This is a genomic window from Pseudomonas sp. 2(2015) (assembly GCF_000955865.1).
Taxonomy (GTDB): domain Bacteria; phylum Pseudomonadota; class Gammaproteobacteria; order Pseudomonadales; family Pseudomonadaceae; genus Aquipseudomonas.
In genome coordinates, this window is sequence record NZ_JYOF01000003.1 from 44,954 (window position 1) to 65,469 (window position 20,516).

General features: G+C 63.6%; 19 protein-coding genes. 12 read left to right on the plus strand and 7 right to left on the minus strand.

The annotated features are described in order from the left end of the window. Position 1 precedes the first annotated feature (1 nt). Together uvrY and UB48_RS03025 are read right to left on the minus strand one after the other, a co-directional pair. The gene (uvrY, locus tag UB48_RS03020) at positions 2-640 is read right to left on the minus strand and encodes a UvrY/SirA/GacA family response regulator transcription factor (RefSeq protein WP_010221877.1); all 639 of its coding nucleotides are present in this window, start codon (positions 638-640) and stop codon (positions 2-4) included. Between the two features lie 100 nt (positions 641-740). Next, a complete protein-coding gene (locus UB48_RS03025) occupies positions 741-1,127 on the minus strand; it encodes a helix-turn-helix domain-containing protein (RefSeq protein WP_045194014.1) in 387 nt (128 codons plus the stop codon). Between the two features lie 649 nt (positions 1,128-1,776). Here UB48_RS03025 and UB48_RS03030 point away from each other — a divergent pair. The 11 genes from UB48_RS03030 to UB48_RS03080 all read left to right on the plus strand — a co-directional run bounded on the left by UB48_RS03030 (position 1,777) and on the right by UB48_RS03080 (position 16,094). Then, positions 1,777-3,084, plus strand: a complete 1,308-nt coding sequence (locus UB48_RS03030) for a nucleotide sugar dehydrogenase (protein ID WP_045194015.1) — start codon at positions 1,777-1,779, stop codon at positions 3,082-3,084. A 192-nt stretch (positions 3,085-3,276) separates the two neighbouring features. Beyond that, complete coding sequence (locus UB48_RS03035; RefSeq protein WP_082075380.1) at positions 3,277-4,809, plus strand: glycosyltransferase; 1,533 nt, start codon at positions 3,277-3,279, stop codon at positions 4,807-4,809. Between the two features lie 15 nt (positions 4,810-4,824). Next, positions 4,825-5,976, plus strand: a complete 1,152-nt coding sequence (locus UB48_RS03040) for a PilZ domain-containing protein (RefSeq protein WP_045194016.1) — start codon at positions 4,825-4,827, stop codon at positions 5,974-5,976. Positions 5,977-6,000: 24 nt separating this feature from the next. Continuing rightward, on the plus strand, positions 6,001-7,452 hold the full coding sequence (locus UB48_RS03045) for a sel1 repeat family protein (RefSeq protein ID WP_045194017.1): 1,452 nt from the start codon (positions 6,001-6,003) through the stop codon (positions 7,450-7,452). Next, positions 7,449-8,900, plus strand: coding sequence for an alginate export family protein (locus UB48_RS03050; RefSeq protein WP_045194018.1), 1,452 nt, complete (start codon positions 7,449-7,451; stop codon positions 8,898-8,900). The genes UB48_RS03045 and UB48_RS03050 overlap by 4 nt, the downstream gene beginning before the upstream one ends. A 14-nt stretch (positions 8,901-8,914) precedes the next feature. After that, a complete protein-coding gene (locus UB48_RS03055; protein ID WP_045194019.1) occupies positions 8,915-10,342 on the plus strand; it encodes an MBOAT family protein in 1,428 nt (475 codons plus the stop codon). Positions 10,343-10,351: 9 nt separating this feature from the next. Then, positions 10,352-11,446: an alginate O-acetyltransferase gene (locus UB48_RS03060; protein ID WP_045194020.1), complete on the plus strand. Its 1,095-nt coding sequence runs from the start codon at positions 10,352-10,354 to the stop codon at positions 11,444-11,446. Between the two features lie 10 nt (positions 11,447-11,456). Beyond that, the gene (locus UB48_RS03065; RefSeq protein WP_045194021.1) at positions 11,457-12,101 is read left to right on the plus strand and encodes an alginate O-acetyltransferase AlgF; all 645 of its coding nucleotides are present in this window, start codon (positions 11,457-11,459) and stop codon (positions 12,099-12,101) included. 2 nt (positions 12,102-12,103) lie between these two features. Continuing rightward, a complete protein-coding gene (locus UB48_RS03070) occupies positions 12,104-13,507 on the plus strand; it encodes an alginate biosynthesis protein AlgX (RefSeq protein ID WP_045194022.1) in 1,404 nt (467 codons plus the stop codon). Continuing rightward, positions 13,498-14,613 (plus strand): polysaccharide lyase, encoded by a 1,116-nt coding sequence (locus tag UB48_RS03075; RefSeq protein ID WP_045194023.1) that lies wholly within the window; start codon positions 13,498-13,500, stop codon positions 14,611-14,613. Before UB48_RS03070 ends, UB48_RS03075 begins: the two co-directional genes overlap by 10 nt. Positions 14,614-14,630: 17 nt before the next feature. After that, complete coding sequence (locus UB48_RS03080; protein WP_045194024.1) at positions 14,631-16,094, plus strand: right-handed parallel beta-helix repeat-containing protein; 1,464 nt, start codon at positions 14,631-14,633, stop codon at positions 16,092-16,094. A gap of 5 nt (positions 16,095-16,099) precedes the next feature. Here UB48_RS03080 and UB48_RS03085 read toward each other — a convergent pair whose 3' ends face one another. The 3 genes from UB48_RS03085 to UB48_RS03095 form a co-directional block, all read right to left on the minus strand. Continuing rightward, positions 16,100-16,438 carry an Ig-like domain-containing protein gene (locus UB48_RS03085; protein ID WP_045194025.1) on the minus strand — a complete coding sequence of 113 codons (339 nt, stop codon included), beginning with the start codon at positions 16,436-16,438 and terminating at the stop codon, positions 16,100-16,102. Between the two features lie 68 nt (positions 16,439-16,506). Further along, positions 16,507-16,956 carry a GNAT family N-acetyltransferase gene (locus tag UB48_RS03090; protein WP_045194026.1) on the minus strand — a complete coding sequence of 150 codons (450 nt, stop codon included), beginning with the start codon at positions 16,954-16,956 and terminating at the stop codon, positions 16,507-16,509. A gap of 18 nt (positions 16,957-16,974) precedes the next feature. After that, entirely contained in the window at positions 16,975-17,373 is a 399-nt protein-coding gene (locus tag UB48_RS03095; RefSeq protein ID WP_045194027.1) for a DUF488 domain-containing protein, read from the minus strand. Positions 17,374-17,501: 128 nt separating this feature from the next. Here UB48_RS03095 and UB48_RS03100 point away from each other — a divergent pair, with 128 nt between their 5' ends. Continuing rightward, positions 17,502-19,118, plus strand: coding sequence for an inorganic phosphate transporter (locus tag UB48_RS03100; RefSeq protein ID WP_045194028.1), 1,617 nt, complete (start codon positions 17,502-17,504; stop codon positions 19,116-19,118). Between the two features lie 134 nt (positions 19,119-19,252). On the opposite strand, the gene UB48_RS03105 is transcribed toward UB48_RS03100, so the two are convergent. After that, positions 19,253-19,948: a glutathione S-transferase N-terminal domain-containing protein gene (locus UB48_RS03105; protein ID WP_045194029.1), complete on the minus strand. Its 696-nt coding sequence runs from the start codon at positions 19,946-19,948 to the stop codon at positions 19,253-19,255. Between the two features lie 49 nt (positions 19,949-19,997). Beyond that, positions 19,998-20,504, minus strand: a complete 507-nt coding sequence (locus tag UB48_RS03110) for a GNAT family N-acetyltransferase (RefSeq protein ID WP_045194030.1) — start codon at positions 20,502-20,504, stop codon at positions 19,998-20,000. Positions 20,505-20,516 lie beyond the last annotated feature (12 nt).

Here is a 20,516-nt window from a genome sequence, read left to right on the forward strand (position 1 = left end):
CTCAGAGACTGGCGTCAACCATGCCGTGGCGGACCGCCAGCAGCGTCAGCTCGACGTCGCTGGTGACCGAGAGTTTTTCGAAGATCCGGTAACGGTAAGTATTGACCGTTTTCGGTGACAGGCACAGCTTGTCGGAGATGATCTGCACCTTCTGGCAACCGACGATCATCAGTGCGATCTGGATTTCCCGCTCCGACAACGCATCGAACGGCGAGCCTTGCGGCTGGAACGACTTGAGCGCCAGTTGCTGGGCAATCTGCGGGCTGATGTAGCGCTGGCCGGCAAACACCAGGCGAATGGCCTGGACCATTTCGTCCAGCCCGGCGCCCTTGGTGAGATAGCCGGCGGCGCCAGCCTGCAACAGGCGGGTGGGGAACGGGTCTTCTTCGCAGACGGTCACCGCCACCACTTTCACGTCCGGGTGGCTGCGCAGCAGTTTGCGCGTTGCCTCCAGGCCGCCGATACCGGGCATTTTCACATCCATCAGGACCACGTCGGGCTTGAGCTCGCGCGCAACCTTCAGCGATGCCTCGCCAGAGTCGGCCTCGCCCACCACCTGCAAGCCATCGATATCGGCCAGCATGCGCGTGATGCCCGTACGCACCAGATCGTGGTCATCGACCACCAGCACCCTAATCAAGCAGACACCTCGCACTGCGGCGGTAATTGGATCCCGCCACCTTAGCAAAAAATACAGCCGTAGACCTAACGGAAGACGTCATTTACCTGACGTCATTTTTTCATTTACCCGACAGTCGCCCGTACATCCCGCGCTCATAGCCGCCCGCTCTCGCCGGCGGCATCTGGGCACGCTCGGCCAGGCTGCCGAGCAACTGCCGGACGGCAGCCTGGTCGGCCTCTTGCAGCAGGCGAAAACTGCTGAGCAACTGTTCTTCCTGGGTGTTCAGGCTGCTGTGTTCGACCGGCGTGTGCACTCCGCTCAATACATACAACGCGTCGACCCCGCGCGCCGCCACTGCCGCCAGGTAGTCGGCCTTGGGCGTGCGCTCGCCGCTTTCATACTTGCCCTGGGCGTTGGGCTCTACCCCGCCAATGTCGCCAAAGGCGCGCTGGGTCAGGCCCAGCCGTTCTCTTTCTTCCCTGATACGCGAACCGATTCCGTTCATTTGCTTGGCGTCCTTTATCCAGCATCCGGATGGATGAGCACACAGCCGTCAATGGCGTGCCTCGAACGAAGCCCGAACTATGCCGCGATCAGCCGCGCGGCACAAGTCAAAGCCCGCCCTACCTGTCCGGGGTTGTCTGGACAACCTGCAACTCTGCCCCACACTTGTTACTCAAGGCGCTAATAAGCCAACAACTTTGCTTAATAGCTAAAGTGCCATCACCGACGAAATCAACCGCCACTAATACAACAGCGCGGGGAGAATAAAGAAGTTCCATAGCGCATGCAAAAGCCCCGTCAAAAAAACCGTGAAAATCGTCAAAAGCCACAGATGCAACGGCTTTCTGGCGCCATTTTCTCGGCAAAATGCCGATATCGGATTTTTGACGCCGAACTAACCACAAACTTTATCTTATTGATTTATAAGGGTTTTTAAACTTTAACAGAGCAGATTTAAACTTTATCCAAGCAAGAGTTAGAGACTGCTTGCCGAAGTTAAAAAAACTCCCTTAGGATGTAATAAGACAACGAAAAAACGCTTGCATCGCCTCCTTTTAGCGCGCTGCTTTTTCTTGCGCGTCTGCCGCGTCGACCATGCCGTTTAACTGAGTATCTCGGTCAGCTTTCGCTGCACCTTGGGAGAGGGAACTATGAATATCAGTATTTTTGGATTGGGTTATGTAGGCGCTGTCTGTGCCGGTTGTTTGTCTGCACGGGGCCATCAGGTGCTGGGCGTGGATATCTCGCCGGCCAAGATCGACATGATCAACCAGGGCAAGTCGCCCATTGTCGAGCCGGGCCTTGAGCAACTGCTGCTCGATGGCGTGCGCCATGGCCGCCTGCGCGGCACCACGGATGTCCAGGCTGCAGTACTGGCTACAGAGATGTCGCTGTTGTGCGTGGGTACCCCAAGCAAGAAAAACGGCGACCTGGACCTGGTCTACATGGAAGCGGTGTGCCGCGAAATCGGCACCGCCATGCGCGACAAGGCCAGCCGTCATACCGTCGTGGTGCGCAGCACCGTGCTGCCCGGCACGGCCAAGAACGTGGTGATTCCGATCCTCGAGAAGTACTCCGGCAAGCGCGCCGGCATCGACTTCGGCGTGGCGGTCAACCCCGAGTTCCTGCGCGAAAGCACCGCGATCCAGGACTACGACTTTCCGGCCATGACCGTGATCGGCGAACTGGACGCGCAATCGGGCGACCTGCTGCAGTCGCTGTACCAAGGCCTGGACGCCCCGGTGATCCGCAAGTCGATCGAAGTCGCCGAGATGATCAAGTACACCTGCAACGTCTGGCACGCGACCAAGGTCAGTTTTGCCAACGAGATCGGCAACATCGCCAAGGCCTCCGGCGTCGATGGCCGTGAGGTGATGGATGTGGTCTGCCAGGACTACAAGCTCAACCTGTCGCGCTACTACCTGCGCCCCGGCTTCGCCTTCGGTGGCTCGTGCCTGCCCAAAGACGTGCGCGCCCTCACCTACCGCGCCGGCCAGCTGGACGTCGAGCACCCGCTGCTGGCCTCGATCATGGCCAGCAACCGCAACCAGGTGAAGAACGCCTTCGAGCTGATCACTCGCCAGGACAAGCGCCGCATCGGCCTGCTGGGCCTGAGTTTCAAGGCCGGCAGCGACGACCTGCGCGAAAGCCCGCTGGTGGAGCTGGCGGAAATGCTCATCGGCAAAGGCTACGAGCTCACCATCTACGACGCCAACGTCGAGTACGCGCGGGTGTTCGGTGCCAACCGCGAATACATCGAGTCGAAGATCCCCCACGTTTCGTCGCTGCTGTGCAACGACCTGCAGCAGGTGATCCGCGACGCCGAGGTGGTGGTGCTGGGCAACAACGATGACCGTTTTGCGCAAGCCCTGGATGCCAGCGACGGCAAGCAGATCATCGACCTGGTCGGCTTCATGGCCCACGGCAGCGATGCCCGGCGTGAAGGTATCTGCTGGTAAGGCCCCGTACTCCAGCACAGAGCACTCCAGCCAGAAAGTACTCCATCCAGAGAGTACCCGGCGATTGACCCAGGCGCCCCGCCTGACTGACTGCCCACCTGCCTCCTGCCCGGCCGGCCTTGTCCTGGCCAGGCGCGAACAGTGCGCATGTCATTCAGCCGGGTGCGGCCCGAACACAGGAGCAACGACTACATGGAACGACAGCAACAGCCGCCCTCGGGCCGGCCGGACTACCTGCAGGCAGGCGCGCGGTTTTGCGCCTGGGCCTGCCTGTTCGGCCTGATTGCGCTGGCGTCGGAGATGGTCGCGCCGCAGTACCTCGACCCTGCGCACCATAAGTTCATCTTCATCATCGGTGCACTGGGCATGTGGCGCTATGGCAACGCCATCGTCCATTACCTGCGCGGCATGTACTTTCTGCACTGGAAGTTCCCGCGCATGCGCAAGGCGGTCGAGCGCATGGGCGATGCGGCGCTGCCGGCGCACATGTTCATGGTAGTGACCAGTTTTCGCATCCCCACCCACACCACCTTCAAGGTTTACCAGTCGGTGTTTCAGGAGGTGCAGCGGCTGAAGGTGCCGTGCACGGTGATTGCCTCGATCGTCGAGAAAGGCGACGAGCAGTTCATCAAAGAGATCATGCGCAACGAGGTCAAGGACCGCGATGACATCAAGCTGGTCATCGTCCGCGCCCGTGGCACCGGCAAGCGTGACGGCCTGGCCCATGCCTTTCGCGCCCTGTCACGGCAGATGCCGCTGGAGGATTCGGTGGTCGGCGTGGTCGATGGCGACACCATGATGCTGCCCGGCTGCGTCGAGCGTGCAGTCAAGCTGTTTGCCTACCTGCCCAACGTCGGCGGCCTGACCACCAACGAGTTCTGCGAAGTCGAAGGCAGCAGCCTGATGCGCCAGTGGCACTCGATGCGCTTCGTCCAGCGGCACATCAACATGTGCTCGATGGCCTTGTCGCACCGGGTGCTGACCCTGACCGGACGGCTGTCGTTCTTTCGCGCCAGCGTCATGACCGACCCGGACTTCATCCGCGACGTCGAGGCGGATTTTCTCCAGCACTGGCGCCTGGGGCGCTTTCAGTTTTTGACCGGGGACGACAAGTCGTCGTGGCTGAGCCTGATGCGCGCCGGCTGGGACACTTTCTACGTGCCCGACAGCAACACCCTGACCGTCGAGCATCCACCAGACAACAGCTTCTGGCGCGCCACCCGCCAGTTGATGTTCCGCTGGTACGGCAACTCGCTGCGCCAGAACTTTCGTGCCACCGCCCTGCTCGGCCGCGCTCGCCTGGGCCTGTTCACCCTGTATGTGCTGCTCGATCAGCGGGTGTCGATGTGGACCTGCCTGATGGGCCTGACCGCCTCGGTGGTCGCCGGCATCGTCTTCGGCATCCAGTACCTGCTGGTGTACCTGTTCTGGGTGCTGCTGTCGCGCAGCATCGTCACCGTGCTGTTTCTGTTCGCCGGCCACCCGGTCAGCCCGGTGTACCCGTTCGTTCTTTATTACAACCAGATCATCGGCTCGCTGATGAAAGTCTACGCCCTGTTCCACATGGACCAGCAGAGCTGGACCCGGCAAAAAACCACATTAAGCAACGGCGCCGTCAACTTCGATGCCGCCCTGAACCGCTGGTCCTCGAAGGCGATGCTGTTTTCATCCATCGCGATTTTCTTCGGGGTCATCTCGGTTCTTCTCGAACTCACGCAACGTTAAGGAAAGGCGCCTGCCATGAGTAGCTCAAGCACACCCGCAGTACCGGCCAACGTAGTCCACGAAGCCATCGACGAACGCCAGTACGTGCGCACCAAACTCAACGCCCGGGTCAAGCTCAGCGCGGCCGGCCAGCCGCCGTTCGACAGCACCCTGCAGGACATCTCCCTGGGCGGCATCGGCCTGGTCCACCCCGAGCCGCTGAAGATCGGCAGCCTGTACCACGCCTCGATCCAGCTGCGCCTGAACCAGGTCGACCTGAACATCGACAGCCAGATCAAGATCGTCTCCCAGCGCGGCCAGGAAGTCGGCGCCCAGTTCGTCGAGCTCGATTCGCAAAAGCGCGACATCCTGCGCTACATCATCAGCGCCTACCTGTCGGGCGAAATCGCCGACATCAATGGCCTGTTCAACGTGATGCAGCGGGAAAACTACATCAAGGAACGCAAGCACAAGTACGCCAGTGCGCGCAGCTCCAGCGAGCGCCTCAAGGCCACCCTCGGCACCCTGCTGTATGCCGCCGCCGGCCTCGCCGCGCTGGGCTTTGTCGCCTACAAGTGCTACCTGCTGTTCTTCCGTATCCCGGCAGTACAGGCCCAGGTCTCGGCCAATGCCCAGGTCATCAGCATGCCCGACAACGGCTATGTGAAGTTCCTCCTGGCGCCGGGGCAGACCGAGGTCAAGGCCGGCGCGCCGGTGGCGAGCATTTCCACCCAGCTGGCCACCAGCTTCACCAGCCCGGCCGACATGAAGGCCCTGGCCGATCTTGCGCCCGGCGACCTGCAGACCCTGCTCGGGCGCGCCACCATCGAAACCGTGATCAACAGCCCGTGCGACTGCGAGCTGTACTTCCCGAGCAAGCCCCTCGACGGCTTTGGCTACAAGCAGGCGCCACTGGTGCATCTGCTGCCCAGGGATGAAGGCCTGTTCGTCACCGCCAACGTGCCGTTCGACAAGCTCGCCGACATCGGCCGGGTGACCTCGGTGGACCTCAAGGTGTTCGGCCTGGATGAGACCTTCAGCGGCAAGGTCATCGACTCTCGCGTCGATGAAGCCAACAAGAACCTGGCCCTGACCATCGCCCCCGACAGCCCGCTGCCACGCGCCGCGTACCAGAAGCCGGTGGCGGTGGACCTGTACCTGGGCCTGCCGTTCACGGCGTCGCGCTAAGCACCCCCAAGGAAGGAATAGGCAATGAATGCGAAGACGCCCTCCCGCCTGCTGCTGGCAGGCTTTGGCCTGGCCTGTGCCGGTAATGCCCTGGCCGGGCAAAGCCTGGAGCAGATCCGCTACGCGCTGTACAAGGATCCGAGCGCCAATGTCAGTGCCGACCTGCGCATCCTGGCCGAGCGCGGTGACCTGGCGTCCAAGCTGTTGCTCGGTGATGTGCTGGCTAACAGCGATGGCGCCAGCCGCGCAGACGTCATCGCCCTGTACAAGGAGGCGTTTGCCGACGGCCGCGGCCAGGTGCCGGCGCTGGCCTCGCTGGCGCGCCTGCTGGACCGCACCCCGAGCCTGCAAAAGGGCCAACAGCAGTGGATGGCCCAGGCCCTGACGCGTTACCCGGCGACCCTCGACCCGCGCAATGCCAGTACCACCCTGGAGGTGTTCCTGGTGTACCCGCAGCTGGTCTCCAGCGAACAGGCGGCGCAGTTGCTGGCGCTGTACCAACAGTCGTGCCTGCTCAACTGCCGTCCCGAGCTGTACCAGGCGGTGCTGGCCGAGCGCCAGGGCGACCGCGCCGGCGCCGAGCGCTGGTACCAGCAGGCAGTGCGTGTCGATGTGCGGGCGATCGACCGCTACTACCGCTTTCTCGGCGACGACCAGGACCGCACCTTCGCGGCCTTTGCCCGCAGCCTCGAAGCGCTGCGCCCGACCCTGGCGGTTGAAATCGTGCACCGCATCGGCTCGCTGCTCGACAGCATCAACAGCGTGCAGCGCGCCGAGCAGGAAGCCGACCGCTACCAGCGCCAGGCCAGTGCCATGGGCCCGGCGCGGGTGCAGCCGGACGCCGCGCAACTGGCCCTGGAGAAACAGCGCAGCGATGCCCTGGACCTCGCCCGCGGCGAAGCCCATCGCTGGCGTGACAACGCCGTCGAGCGCGGCTTCGTGCCGGCGATGGTGTCCAAGGCCAACTTTATGATTTCCAACCCCACCGAGCACAACGCCGAAGAGACCCAGGCGCTGATCGACCAGGTGCGGGCCCGCGAAGCGACCCGGGCCAAGGCGCTGCAGGCCTCGTTCTACATGGTCAACAACTGGCTGACCCTGGACCCGGACAAGGCCCGCGTACTGATCGACGAGCTGGTTGCCAGCCGCTACCCCGACGCCGAGCTGCTGCTGGCCGAGTACTACAGCAAGGGCGTGGCCGACCAGCCCGACCAGGACAAGGCCCTGCAGATCTTCCAGGCCCAGGCCCGGGCCGGCTCCACCGCCGCCTGGTACCGCATGGCCACCCTGCACGCTTACGGCCGTGCCATCTGCCATGACCCGGTCAAGGCCTACACCTATGCCCAGGTGGCCGTGGCGCTGGGCGAGAACGGTGCCCGCAGCCTGGTCACGCGCCTGGAAAAGACCCTGAAAAAGGATGACATCGCGCGCGCCCTGGCGGCACGCAACGATCTGTTGAAGGAGGCAACCCTGTGAAAGCCCACCACACCCTGTTCGGCGCCCTGCTGGCCCTGGCACCGCTGTACCCGGCGCACGCCCTGGAAGAAGTCACCGGCCCCGAGGCCGACAGCAGCGAGCCGGTGCGGGTCGCCGATGGCAGCGAGCCGGTGATCACCTCGGAGTTTTTCAACAAGCTCACCGTGCAAACCGGCTACGGCCCGGAAAACTCCGAAGTCGGCCGCAGCCGCGAGATGTTCTACAGCTTGCGCTACGAGCCGTCGTTCGCCTGGTACTCGCCGGAAAAACGCTGGGCCAAGTGGATGGTCTATGGCCGCCTGTGGCTTAACTACGACTCCAGCGAGTCGGCCAGCGTGCAGAACGAAAACGCCAACAACCTCGACCGCGAACAGCCCGAAGGCTGGTACGCCGAACTGCGCGAGCTGTATGTGAAACGCAACCTGCTCGGCGACGACCCGCGTTTTTCGCTGTCGGCCGGGCGCCAGCGCTATTTCGACGATTACGGCATCTGGTGGGACGACAGCATCGAGTCGCTGCGTTTCAACTACAACGACACCTTCTCCCGTGGCTTTGTCGCCGTGGCGCAGAAGTTCTACAACTACAACAGCGACGTCAATCGCCTGGCCGACAGCGAGGAGCGCACCACCTACCTGATGGGCGAGTACGCCTACCGCTGGAGCGAGCACAACTGGGCCGGCGTGCGCCTGATGCACGAGAATGACCACAGCGGCCACGACGCCGAAGACCGCTACGACTTCAAGGGCATGCGCTACGGGCTGTTCTTCAAGGCTGACGATCTTGACCTGACGCCGCTGTTCAGTGACTACCACCTGGAACTCGCGGGCCTGGACGGCAAGGTCGACAACACCGATGTCAACGGCCTCACCAGCAGCGGCCACAACGCCAGCGGCTGGGCGGCCCTGGGCGAAATCGGCAAGCGCTTCCACGACCTGCCATGGACACCACGGGTGGCCCTGCGCGGCGGCCTGACCGACAAGCCGAGCAACGACAACGACGGCTTTCGCCTGAATGCCATCCAGTCCGACCGCATCACCCGCCAGGGCAGCTACAGCACGCGCCTGGCCAGCTCTTTCGTCAGCCTCGACCTGCGCAACCTGAGCTACTACGGCATCGCCCTGGAAACCAACCCGACACCGCGCAGCGCCCTGGATTTTCGCCTCACCGAGCTCAAGCTGCGCGATGCCAACGGCACCCTGCCGATTCGCCTTGAAGGCGACCAGCGCAGCGAGCGCAACCGCGCCATTGCCCAGGGCAACCACGGCGGCGGCAAGGACGTCGGGCAGATGCTCGACCTCAACTACTACTGGAAGATGTTTCCAGTGGCCATCGACGGCAAGCACCTGGACGTCAACGCCCTGGTCAGCGCCAGCTACCTCAACGCCGGCAACGCCCTGGACAGTGGTGATGACTACCAGCTGACCTTCGGCGTCGTGGTCAGCTACTAAGGACGGAACCCGAGATGATCTTCGCCTCCAACGTCTTCCTGTTCCTCTACCTGCCGTTGTTCCTGGCCGTGTACTTCCTCGCCCGGGCGCCGTGGCGCTCGACGGTGATCGTCGCCGCCAGCTACATCTTCTATGCCTGGTGGCGGCCGGACTTTTTGCTGCTGTTCGTCGCCATCACCTACTGGAACTACTGGTTCGGCCTGCGCATCAAGGCGCGCCTGGATGCCGGCGACAAGCGCTGGGCGTTCCGCCTGCTGTGGATCGGCATCATCGGCAACCTGTCGACCCTGGGCTACTTCAAGTACGCCAACTTCGGCGCCGAGGTGCTGGCCGCCCTGCTCGCGCCGCTGGGCATCAACACCTTCACCCTGGAGACGATCTTCCTGCCGCTGGGTATCTCCTTCTATGTGTTCCATGCCCTGAGCTACATCGTCGACATCTACCGCAAGGACGCCACGCCGACCAACAACTTCATCGACTTCGCCGCCTTCGTCGCGCTGTTCCCGCACCTGGTGGCCGGCCCGATCCTGCGCTACAGCCAGCTGGCACCGCAGCTGCGCCAGCGCACCCATTCGCTGGAGCTGTTCTCGCTGGGCGTGTGCCGGTTCATGCTCGGCTTCATCATGAAGGTGCTGATCGCCGACCAGCTGGCGCCGATCAACGTGCTGTTCATCAGCGAAGGCACCCTGCAGTTGAGCGATGCCTGGTTCGGCCTGGTGGTCTCGACCCTGCAGCTGTACTTCGACTTCGCCGGCTACAGCCACATGGCCCTGGGCCTGGCCTTGATGATGGGTTTCCGTTTTCCGGAAAACTTCAACCAGCCGTATGTGTCGCAGAGCATCACCGAGTTCTGGGCGCGCTGGCACATGACCCTGGCGCACTTTCTGCGCGACTACGTGTACATGCCGCTGGTGCGCAAGCGCATCGCCGGGGCGCTGCCGGCGCTGGTCTACACCATGCTGCTGTCGGGGCTGTGGCACGGCGCCAGCTTCGCCTTTATCTGCTGGGGGCTGTTCTTTGGCTTGGGCATGGTCATCGAGCGCAAATTCAACCTGGCGACCAAGATCACCACGCCCTATCACCTGGGCCGCAACCTGCGCACCTTCGTGCTGATCATCCTGAGCATGCCGCTGTTCTTCACCAACGACCTGCGCCACAGCATCGACATCTACCAGGCGCTGTTCGGCCTCAACGGCCTCGGTTCGCTGGACCTGTACGTGCTTGGCGCCTCGAAGATGGCCATGTCGTTCGCCGCCATTGCCCTGTGCTGGCTGGTGCTGGCCGGCAGCAACAACGTGCGCTTCTACGCCGGCAACAAGGAGCAGTACTTCATGCGCCATGTCGGCGGCCTCAAGGCCCTGCTGCTGTGGGCCGGCTTTGCCCTGGCGCTGAGCAGCCTGGCGGCGCATTCGTTCTCGCCCTTTTTGTACTTTCAGTTCTAGGAGACCGCCATGTACCCGGTCATGAATTCGGCCAGCAAGGTCAACGGCATTGCCTTCGGCGTCCTGCTGGCAGGCATGTTTGTCTACTCGCTGCCCCCGGTGTTGAGCTTTGCCCGCAACCAGAGCGACGCCTGGAACCTGTTCGTCGACGGCAAACTGCTGCGCAAATTCGAGCAGGTCTACGACAAGCGCTTCTTCCTGCGTGAGCCGTCGGTCGAGCTGTGGGCCAACGCCCAGTACCGACTGTTCGAGGAAGGCACCAAGGGCGTGGTGCTGGGCAAGGACGGCTGGCTCTACACCAACCAGGAATACCGCGTGCCGAACAACCTTGAGGCCAACCTCGACGGCCAGCTCAAGCAGATCGCCGAGGTCGAGCAGCAGCTCAAGGCCCACAACAAGCGCCTGATCGTGCTGCCGCTGCCGATGAAGGTCGATGTCTATGCCGCGCACACCCAACGCGCCGTCGACCCACGGGCGATCAGCCTCTACGACCGTTTCGTCGAGCGCCTGCAGGCGCAGGCCATTGCCGTCACGCCGTTGCGCTCGGCACTTCTGGCCAACCTTGCCGGCCCCGAGCTGTTCCTCAAGTCCGACACCCACTGGAGCCCGCAGGGCGCGCGCCTGAGTGCCTACGAGCTGGCCCGCCAGCACCCGGAACTGCTCGGTGACCAGCGTTACCTGTCGCACAAAGTCGCCGACAAGACGGTCAAGGGCGACCTGATGAACTACATCCAGTTCAACCACGCGCAACTGGCGCCGCAGTTCGGCCCCAACCAGATCGCCCTGTACGAAACCCTCAAGGCCGAACAGAGCGCCAGCGACCTGTTCGCCAGCGAAACCCAGAGCCTGATGCTGGTGGGTACCAGCTACAGCAAGATCGATGACTGGAACTTCGTCGGCTTTCTCAAGGAGGCACTCAATCGCGATTTGCTGAGCGTGTCGGTGGAAGCCCGCGGGCCGTTCGAGGCCATGAGCCAGTTCCTTGCCAGCGACCAGCTGAGCAACCCCGAGATCGACACCGTGGTCTGGGAATTCCCCCTGCGCACCCTGCTCGCCCACCGCCTCGGCTCGCTGAGCCGCCCCGGCCAGACCCAACATTTCTAAGGAGAGACTGATGAACACTGCACTGCAACGCCTGCTCGCCACTTCCGCCCTGCTGCTGGGCAGCGCCGCCGTTCATGCCGCCGAAGGCAACGCCGACCTCTACGACGCCGTGGCCCCGGCCGACTCGGCCTTCGTGCGCGTGCTCAACCTGTCCGGCAGCAACATCGATGTGACCCTGAGCGGCAAGATCACCGCGCAACGGGTCGCCGCCGGCCAGCTCAGCGGTTACCGCTTCACCCCGGCCGGCGCGCACAAGATCGCCGTCGGCGGCTATGCCATCGAGCCGCAGCTCAAGGCTAACGCCGCCAGCACTGTAGTCTTTGATGGCAGCAAGCTGACCCTGATCGCCGACAAGTACGTCAACGAGCCGAAGAAGGCCCAGGTCGCCTTCTACAACCTGACCCCGGCCCAGGCAGCGCTGAAAACCGTCGATGGTAAGCACGTGATCGTCGACCCGCTGGGCAAGGACCAGACCGGCAGCCGCATGGTCAACGAGATCAAGATCGGCTTTGCCGCCTACGTCGATGAGCAGAACGTTGCCCAGTTCGACGAACTGTTCCTGAAAAAGGGCCGCTCCTATAGCTATGTGCTGCTGCCCAAGGGCGCCGGCTACCAGAGCATGAGCCTGGCCAACAGCATCGACCCGAGCGAGTGATCATGAAGCGCATTCTTCCCCTTGGCCTGGCGGCGCTGCTGGGCCCTCTGCTGAGCGCGCCGAGCGTGGCCGCAGAGCCCGCCAAGGCCAGCTGCACGAGCCTTGAGTGCATGGTCTGCCCGGGCCTGAGCAACCCGCAGAATTACGCCGAAGGGCGCATGAAGCTGATGCGCGAAATCGTCCCGGCCAAGGACCGCTGGCTGTTCCGCTCGGCGGTCGACCTGACCAACGACTTCGGCATCCCGGCGCCCATGCGCCCGGAGTTCGCACGTTTGATGGCCGCCTTTCGCCAACAGGGCATCCACGTGGCCATGGCGGTGCAACCGACCCGTGGCCTGATGCACCGCGACAAGCTTTACGCCGACAAGCTGCATGGCTTCGACTTTGCCCGCGCCAGCGGCAACCTGGAGAACTACCTGCAGCAATTGCGCGCCGGTGGCGCGGTGGTGCCGCCGTTGATGCAACTGGTGCACACCCCGCCCAAGGGCGAGTTCTTCTTTCGCCGTGACCACCACTGGACCCCGGCCGGTGCCCAAGCTACGGCGCGGCTGGTTGCCGAAGAAATCCGTCGCCAGCCGTTCTACGCCGACCTGAGCAAAAAAAGCTACCGCACCGAACCCGGGGTCATGGTGCCCAAGGACGGCACCCTGAACCTGGCGCTGAGCTATATCTGCGGCAACAACTACGGTTTCCAGTACGTGCGCGGCTACCAGACCATCCCCGAGGCCGCTGGTGCCGATGCGCTGTTCGACGACGCGCCGGACCCAGAGGTGATCCTGGTTGGCGACAGTAACGCCGCCGCCCGTGAAGACGAGAGCAAGCAGTTCAACTTCGACGGCTACCTCAAGCAGTACCTTGAGGTCGACATCCTCAACTACGCCCTGCCCGGCGTCGGCCAGGACGGCTCGCTGCTCGAATACCTGCTGTCAGAGAACTACAAGCCCAAGGCACCACCGAAGCTGATCATCTGGGAGCTGCCGGCCAACTACCAGCTGGAATCCGAGCAGATGTACCGCCAGCTGATCCCGGCGATCAAAGGCGGTTGCCCGGTGTCGACCGAAGTCCTGGCCAACCGGGTAGAGCGCCCGCCGCTGCGGGTCAACGAGCGCATCGAACTGCTCAGCAACGCAGGCGAAAACCGCAAGCACCTCGGCAACGGCCAGGGCTTTCTCGATATCCGCATCAGCGACAAGAACGTCAAGGATTTCTACGTGATCGTCTATTACGACAACGGCGCCCGCGACAAGGTCTGGTTTCGCCGCGAGGCGGTGGTTAGCGGCGGCCAGTACTACCTTGAATTGAGCCGGGCCAAGGAATTTGCCGGGGCCAACCTGCTGTCGGTGTTCATGGAGCCGACCAAGCCCGGCACCGCCGCCACCCAAGTGGAAACCCGCGTATGCCTGTAAAGACCTGGACTGCGCTGGGCCTGGGTCTGTGCGCCAGCCTGCAGTTGGCCGACAGCCTGGCGGCCAGCTCGATCTGGCCACCGCGGGCCACCGCGCAATCGGCGATGATCGCCGACTACCGCACCTTGAGCTGCAGCAAGGAAGTACCGCCGCCCTACACCGGCAGCCTGCAGCTACAAAGCAAATACGACCAGCGCGACGCCAGCAAGTCGACCCTGCGCAGCAGCCCGGACGCCAACAGCGAACAGATCGGCAAGCAGGTCAAACAGTTCATCGGCGGCCTGATCTACGCCAGCAAGCGCTTCCAGCGGGCAAAAAATCCGCAGGAGGCGAACATGGCCCTGGCTTGCCAGGACCAGTGGCTGGAGCGCTGGGCCGAGGCCGGTGCGCTGCTCAACCCCGACGCCAGCAGCACCGGCATGGCCGCGCGCAAATGGGCGGTGGCGGCCATGGCCTCGACCCTGCTGATGACCCAGGCCGCCAGTGACGCCAAGCTGCAACTGTCACCGGCGCAGCAGGCCTGGTTCAACCAGTTGGGCGAGCGCATCATCGCCGAGTACCAGCCGCGCCGCACCCCGGGCTTTACCTGGTTCAACAACCACGACTACTGGGCGGCCTGGGCGGTGGCGGCGACCGGCATGCTGGTGCAGCGCGACGACTTCATCCAGTGGGCCGACGGCAACCTGCGCCGCGGCCTGCAGCAGGCGGTGAAGTCCGCTGACGGCAGCTACGCCTACCTGCCGCTGGAAGTGGCGCGCAGCAAACTGGCCGCCACCTACAGCCAGTACGCCCTGGTGCCGCTGGTGTTGCTGGCCGAGTCGGCGCGGGCCAACGACCTGCCGTGGAGCAGCGACGATCAGCAGACCCTGGAGCTGCTGGCCAACTTCGCCGCCCGCAGCATCCTCGACCCCGACGGCCTGCCCGAGCTCAAGGGCAAATCGCAGAGCGACGTCGCCCCGTACAAACTGGCCTGGCTGATCCCCTTCCTGCAGCGCGCCCCGGGTAACCGCCTGGCCCGCCAGCTGTATGACAGCGAGGATGGCGAGGTCGACAACTACAGCCAGATCGGCGGCCCGCTCAAGCCGTTCTATCCCACACTGCCGTAACCCAAGGACGAACCGTCATGGCCATGCTTGCCCGCCCGCTTACCCTTTCCTGCCTGGCGCTGCTGTTCAGCGCCCTGACCCAGGCTGCCAGCCAGAGCTTGCCGCTGCAGCAAACACTGAGCGCGGTAGACAGCGCCGAACACCAGCGCGACCTGCAGCAGTTGCAGCAACAGGTCAGCCAGGCCGTGCAACTGCAGGTCAGCGAACGCCTGCGCCCGGCCGGCCGCGCCAGTGTCAGCCTGCAACCGATGTTCTCGTCACAGGCCGGCAGCTGGCCGTTCGAGCCGTTCGTCAACAACGGCCTGTTCCGCGCCATCGCCGGCTACCAGGCGCATCACCCGCAAGCGGTAATGGTGCGCGGCGGCAGCATCAGCCTGGCGCAACTGCACGAGGCCCTCAACGACCCGAAGATCATCAAGCGCTACAAGGACGGCTACCTGCTCAGCTACCCGCTGGTGATCGCCAGCGATGGCGGCCTGCTGCTCGAAGGCACCAGCCTGTACCTGTACAGCTACTCCGGCACGGCGCTGATCAACCAGGGCTGGCTGGGCCTGAACCAATCGCGCCTGGAGAGCGTCGCCGGCGACAAGCCGGGCAGCACCGAGCGCGCCTGGCGGCCGTTCGTGGTGGCCTGGGCCGGTAGCCACACCCAGGTGATCGGCTCGACCCTCAACCGCCTGGGCTACAACGCCAACCTCTCGCGCGGCCTGAGTACCTCCCTGAGCAGCCAGCAGGCAGCCTCTACCGGCCCGGCCACGCTGATCATCCGCGACAGCCAGTTCAATGAACTGTCCAGCGCGGTAGAGCTGCAACACAGCCAGGCGCAGATCGACAACAGCCAGTTCGGCCAGTCCCAGCAGTACGCCATCGACGTGCGCGACAGCCAGGTCGTGGTACGCAATAACCAGCTACGCGGCATCGACAACAACAGCGGCATCCGCCTGCGCGGCCAGACCCGCGCACGTATCGAGCACAACCTGATCCTTGGCGCGCACAAGGCGGCCATCGAGGTCAGCGAGCAACAGGGTGCCCTGCTACTGAGCGGCAACTTGATTGGCGATAGCCGGGGCAACGGCATCCAGCTGCGCAACCTGACGCCGAGCGCAGCCGCACCGCTGCTGATCAGCGACAACCTGATCGGCAACAGCCAGGGCAGCGCCGTGGATGCCAGCGAGGTCGGCGCCGTCAGCCTGATCGGCAACCGCATCGGCAACAGCCCGGAATACGCCGTCAGCCTGCGCAATGCCACGCCGCTGGCCGGCCCCCTGACCTTGAGCGGCAACACCCTGGGCAAGGTCGGCAAGGCGGTGGTGCGGGTCGAGGGTGTGCAGCAGGTGGTGCTGGGGCCGAATACCTTCGAGGGCAAGCCGATTTTGCAGAACCTGCTGATTGGCGACCTGTTGCCGGTGCAGGGCAAACTGCTGGAGGCCACCGTTGGTCAGCAGGGGGTCGTCCTTATGACGACACGGGGAGCTCGCTAGCGAGATTATTGCTTGTCACGGAAGCTGACGTCAGCGTGGAAATACTCATCACCGATAAAAGCCTGGAGGGTGCCCTTGCCCCCCAGGCCGGGTTTTATGGGCACAGTGCCATTTCTCACTTCACAGGTCGCCCGGCCATTGGCGTCAGTGGCATTGGTGGGGTTTTCAATCTCGATTTGCTTTTTACCATCACGCTCACTCCATTCCACTTGAACACCCGGTACCGGTTGGCCATTGGCGTTGCGGATAGTCAGGGTGGCGTGAATGACAGCGTCGTAATCAGCTTCTGCTGGCGACACGTCCAGGCTGGAATTAGATCGAGAAAACGGTTTGACAGTGCTCATTTGAATTCACCTTGAGTCAGTTGATCCGGTTACTGCCATGCCCGGTCGACTCTATGCCCGAGGTTCACTCAGCCGCTACTGGTAAAAATGTCAGTTCGCCGCTGCATGCGTACGAAACATTCGTCCTCGCCAACTGCCTCGAAGCCATGACGCAAGTACAACGCCTGCGCCGGGTTGCTCCTGAACACCATCAGGCGCAGCAGCGGCAAGTGCCGTTGGCCGGTCCAGTCGGCCAGTTGCGTTAATACCCAACTGCCGATGCCGCGGCCGCGAAAACCTTCGAGCAGGTGCAGTTCACGGATGAACAGGGCCTGGCGGTCCTGGCTGAGGCTGAAGTAACCCAGCGGCTGTTCGGCGTCGCTGATCAGCCATTGCTCGCGCCACCCCCAGGCCTGGTCGAAGGCGTCTTCCTGCCAGAGCAGGTCGAACTCGCAGTAATAGGGCAGCATGGCCCGCCGGGTGAGGTCGCGGGCGAAGGTGCGGTGCTGGTCGCTGGCGGGGGTCAGTTGCACAGTCATAGTGGTTCTCTTCGCGGGTCAAGGTTTGAACTCGTCGGCATAACACACCGGCGAACTCCCCGGCCCTTGGCGCTCCAGCTCATCCTCAAGCCATTGCGCCAGCACCATGGCATTGTTGTGCCCGGTGTCCTTGCCGGCATACAGCAAGGTCAGGTCGCCCTGCCCGGCCATGCCCAGCAGTTTCCACCAGTGCGCCGGCTGCGCCGTCAGTTCCTGGCGATAACGCTGGGCAAAGCCGGCATAATCCACTTCACCCTGATGAAACGCCTGGCGCAACGCCGTTGACGGCGCCACCTGCGGCAGCCACAGGGCCTGCAGCTGGTCCTTGCGCGTGTTGCGCGGCCACAGGCGGTCGACCAGCACCCGCTGGCCATCGGCAGCGTCCTGCGGGTCATAAACGCGTTTGCAGCGGATCATCGTTACCCTCCATCGGCAGGTTCCTTGATCCTAGGACTTTCCTTGACCGAGGTCACGGTGCTGTCACCGATTGTTTTTATCATGGCCGGGCAAGGCTAGACCCTTTCTGGTAACCCGGACCCGTCATCATGACCACCCCGACCCTGGCTGGCAGCCCATCGCTGGCCAACCACGATCCACGCCCACGTCTGGATCACAAACCCGGCCGTACCACCCTGACCCTGTTTTTCGGCCTGCTGGTGGCCGGCCTTGTATACACCGCCTGGAGCGTGTTGCGCGACATCGACGCCACCGGCACCGTCGTCACCACCTGGACCCCCTTCCTGCTGCTCGGCCTGGCGTTGCTGATTGCCCTGGGCTTCGAGTTCGTCAACGGTTTTCACGACACCGCCAACGCCGTCGCCACGGTGATCTACACCCATTCATTGCCACCGTCGGTGGCCGTGGTGTGGTCCGGCTGTTTCAATTTTCTTGGCGTGCTGCTGTCCAGCGGCGCGGTGGCCTTCGGCATCATCGCCTTGCTGCCGGTGGAGCTGATTTTGCAGGTTGGCTCTTCGGCCGGCTTCTCGATGGTGTTCGCCCTGCTGCTGTCGGCGATCATCTGGAACCTGGGCACCTGGTGGCTGGGCCTGCCGGCTTCGTCCTCGCATACCTTGATCGGCTCGATCATCGGCGTTGGTATCGCCAACGCACTGATGCACGGGCGCGACGGCACCAGCGGCGTGGACTGGGCCCAGGCCAGCAAGGTCGGCTATTCGCTGCTGCTCTCGCCGCTGGTGGGCTTTACCTGCGCGGCGCTATTGCTGCTGGCCCTGCGCATGCTGGTCAAGCGCCGCGAGCTGTACCAGGCGCCGGTCGGCAACACGCCGCCGCCCTGGTGGATTCGCGGGCTGTTGATCCTCACCTGCACCGGGGTGTCGTTCGCCCATGGCTCCAACGACGGGCAAAAAGGCATGGGCCTGATCATGCTGATCCTGGTCGGCACCCTGCCCATGGCCTATGCCCTGAACCGGACCATGCCGGCCGACCAGTCGCTGCAGTTCGCCGCCGTCGCCGAGGTCACCCAGCAGGCTTTGCAGCGCAGCGCCCCGCAAGCAGCGCCGGCGGACCCACGACAGACCCTCAGCGCCTTCATCCGCCAGCCACAGGCCAGCGACGAACTGCTGCCGGCCCTGGCGGCGCTGGCCGGGATGATCGGCAGCGAAGTCAAAGGCTACGGTTCGCTCAACCGGGTGCCCGCTGAGGCCATGGCCAACGTGCGCAACGACATGTACCTGACCTCCGAGGCCATCCGCCTGATCGACAAGCACCAGCTGGCGCAGTTCGATGCCGATACCCGGGCCAAGGTGCAGCTGTTCAAGCAACAGATCGACAGCGCCACCCGCTACATTCCGTTGTGGGTGAAGATCGCCGTGGCCATCGCCCTGGGGCTGGGCACCATGGTCGGCTGGCGGCGCATCGTGGTGACCGTCGGCGAGAAGATCGGCAAGACCCACCTGACCTACGCCCAGGGCGCCTCGGCGGAGCTGGTGGCGATGTGCACCATTGGCGCGGCGGACATGTACGGGCTGCCGGTGTCGACCACCCACGTGCTGTCGTCCGGGGTGGCCGGGAGCATGGTTGCCAATGGCTCGGGCTTGCAGATGCGCACCCTGTTCAACCTGCTGATGGCCTGGGTGCTGACCTTGCCGGCGGCGATTGTGCTGGCCGGGGGGTTGTACTGGGTGTTTCGGCAGGTGTTCTGATTTGAATGTACCGGCCTCATCGCTGGCAAGCCAGCTCCCACAAGGACTGCTCCAATCCTGAGAACAGCGCTAATCCTGTGGGAGCCGGCTTGCCGGCGATAAGGCCGGCAGGGGCAGCATACAAATACCGGAGACTACCCCGGGATCTTCAGCCCCCGCTCCACCGCCGGCCGCGCCACAAACGCCGCGAGCACGCGCTTGACGTTGGCAAAGTCGTCAAAGCCGACCAGCTCGCCCGCCTCATAAAAACCGATCAGGTTGCGCACCCAGGGCACAATGGCGATGTCGGCAATGCTGTACTCGTCCATCACCCAGTCGCGCCCTTCAAGACGCTTGTCGAGCACCCCGAGCAAACGCCGCGACTCGGCCACGTAGCGGTCACGCGGGCGCTTGTCTTCATAGTCCTTGCCGGCGAACTTGTTGAAGAACCCTAGCTGGCCGAACATCGGCCCGATGCCGCCCATCTGGAACATCAGCCACTGCAGGGTCTGGTAGCGCTTGGCCGGGTCGGCCGGCAGCAGCTTGCCGGTTTTTTCCGCCAGGTAGATGAGGATCGCCCCGGACTCGAACAGCGCAAGCGGCTGGCCGCCAGGGCCGTTGGGGTCGAGGATCGCCGGGATCTTGTTGTTGGCGCTCAGGGAGATGAATTCGGGGGTGAGCTGGTCATTGCTCTCGAAGCTGACCTTGTGCACCTCGTAGGCCAGGCCGATCTCCTCGAGCATGATCGACACCTTGACGCCGTTGGGCGTGGGAAGCGAATACAGCTGCAGCAGCTCGGGCTGTTTGGGCGGCCATTTGCGGGTGATCGGGAATGCGCTGAGATCAGTCATGAACACAACCTTGAGCAATAAGAGGTGAACGCCACTTTAACCAGTTTTATCAACGCCGCGCGACCATCACCCAGTCGCGGTGGCGCTCCGGGCCGCATTCGAACACGGCCTCGCCGACCTTGTTAAAGCCATTGCGCTGGTAGAAGCGGATCGCCCGGGCGTTTTGTTCGTTGACGGTCAGGCGAATGGCGCCGCTCACCTGCGCCAGGGTGTCGTCGAGCAGCCGCTGGGCGCCGCCGTGGCCATGGTGCTCGGGTAGCACGTAGCAGCGGCTGAGCTCCGGCAAGCCGTCCGCTTCAGCAATTCCCAATACCTCGGGTGTGCTGTCGACCAGGCTGTAGCCCACCACCGTGCCCTGGTGCTCGAGCACGCGCAGGCGCTTGCGCCGATTGAGCAGGTGCAAGACAAAGTGCTCGGGCTGCAACTGCGTGTCGATGTACGCCTGTAATGCCGGCGCGCCAGCGTCTGGCGGGCTGGCCAGGGCAAAGGTCTGGCCAGCGATGATGCTCAGCGCCTCGGCATCACTGGGCCGGGCAACGCGGGTAGTGAATGGCATGCAGCAACATCC

Excerpts from the sequence above, each read along its gene's own strand:
- UB48_RS03025 (WP_045194014.1), bottom strand. The coding sequence starts at position 1,127 with ATGAACGGAATCGGTTCGCGTATCAGGGAAGAAAGAGAACGGCTGGGC.
- UB48_RS03030 (WP_045194015.1), top strand. The coding sequence starts at position 1,777 with ATGAATATCAGTATTTTTGGATTGGGTTATGTAGGCGCTGTCTGTGCC.
- UB48_RS03035 (WP_082075380.1), top strand. The coding sequence starts at position 3,277 with ATGGAACGACAGCAACAGCCGCCCTCGGGCCGGCCGGACTACCTGCAG.
- UB48_RS03040 (WP_045194016.1), top strand. The coding sequence starts at position 4,825 with ATGAGTAGCTCAAGCACACCCGCAGTACCGGCCAACGTAGTCCACGAA.
- UB48_RS03045 (WP_045194017.1), top strand. The coding sequence starts at position 6,001 with ATGAATGCGAAGACGCCCTCCCGCCTGCTGCTGGCAGGCTTTGGCCTG.
- UB48_RS03055 (WP_045194019.1), top strand. The coding sequence starts at position 8,915 with ATGATCTTCGCCTCCAACGTCTTCCTGTTCCTCTACCTGCCGTTGTTC.
- UB48_RS03060 (WP_045194020.1), top strand. The coding sequence starts at position 10,352 with ATGTACCCGGTCATGAATTCGGCCAGCAAGGTCAACGGCATTGCCTTC.
- UB48_RS03065 (WP_045194021.1), top strand. The coding sequence starts at position 11,457 with ATGAACACTGCACTGCAACGCCTGCTCGCCACTTCCGCCCTGCTGCTG.
- UB48_RS03070 (WP_045194022.1), top strand. The coding sequence starts at position 12,104 with ATGAAGCGCATTCTTCCCCTTGGCCTGGCGGCGCTGCTGGGCCCTCTG.
- UB48_RS03075 (WP_045194023.1), top strand. The coding sequence starts at position 13,498 with ATGCCTGTAAAGACCTGGACTGCGCTGGGCCTGGGTCTGTGCGCCAGC.
- UB48_RS03080 (WP_045194024.1), top strand. The coding sequence starts at position 14,631 with ATGGCCATGCTTGCCCGCCCGCTTACCCTTTCCTGCCTGGCGCTGCTG.
- UB48_RS03085 (WP_045194025.1), bottom strand. The coding sequence starts at position 16,438 with ATGAGCACTGTCAAACCGTTTTCTCGATCTAATTCCAGCCTGGACGTG.
- UB48_RS03090 (WP_045194026.1), bottom strand. The coding sequence starts at position 16,956 with ATGACTGTGCAACTGACCCCCGCCAGCGACCAGCACCGCACCTTCGCC.
- UB48_RS03095 (WP_045194027.1), bottom strand. The coding sequence starts at position 17,373 with ATGATCCGCTGCAAACGCGTTTATGACCCGCAGGACGCTGCCGATGGC.
- UB48_RS03100 (WP_045194028.1), top strand. The coding sequence starts at position 17,502 with ATGACCACCCCGACCCTGGCTGGCAGCCCATCGCTGGCCAACCACGAT.
- UB48_RS03105 (WP_045194029.1), bottom strand. The coding sequence starts at position 19,948 with ATGACTGATCTCAGCGCATTCCCGATCACCCGCAAATGGCCGCCCAAA.
- UB48_RS03110 (WP_045194030.1), bottom strand. The coding sequence starts at position 20,504 with ATGCCATTCACTACCCGCGTTGCCCGGCCCAGTGATGCCGAGGCGCTG.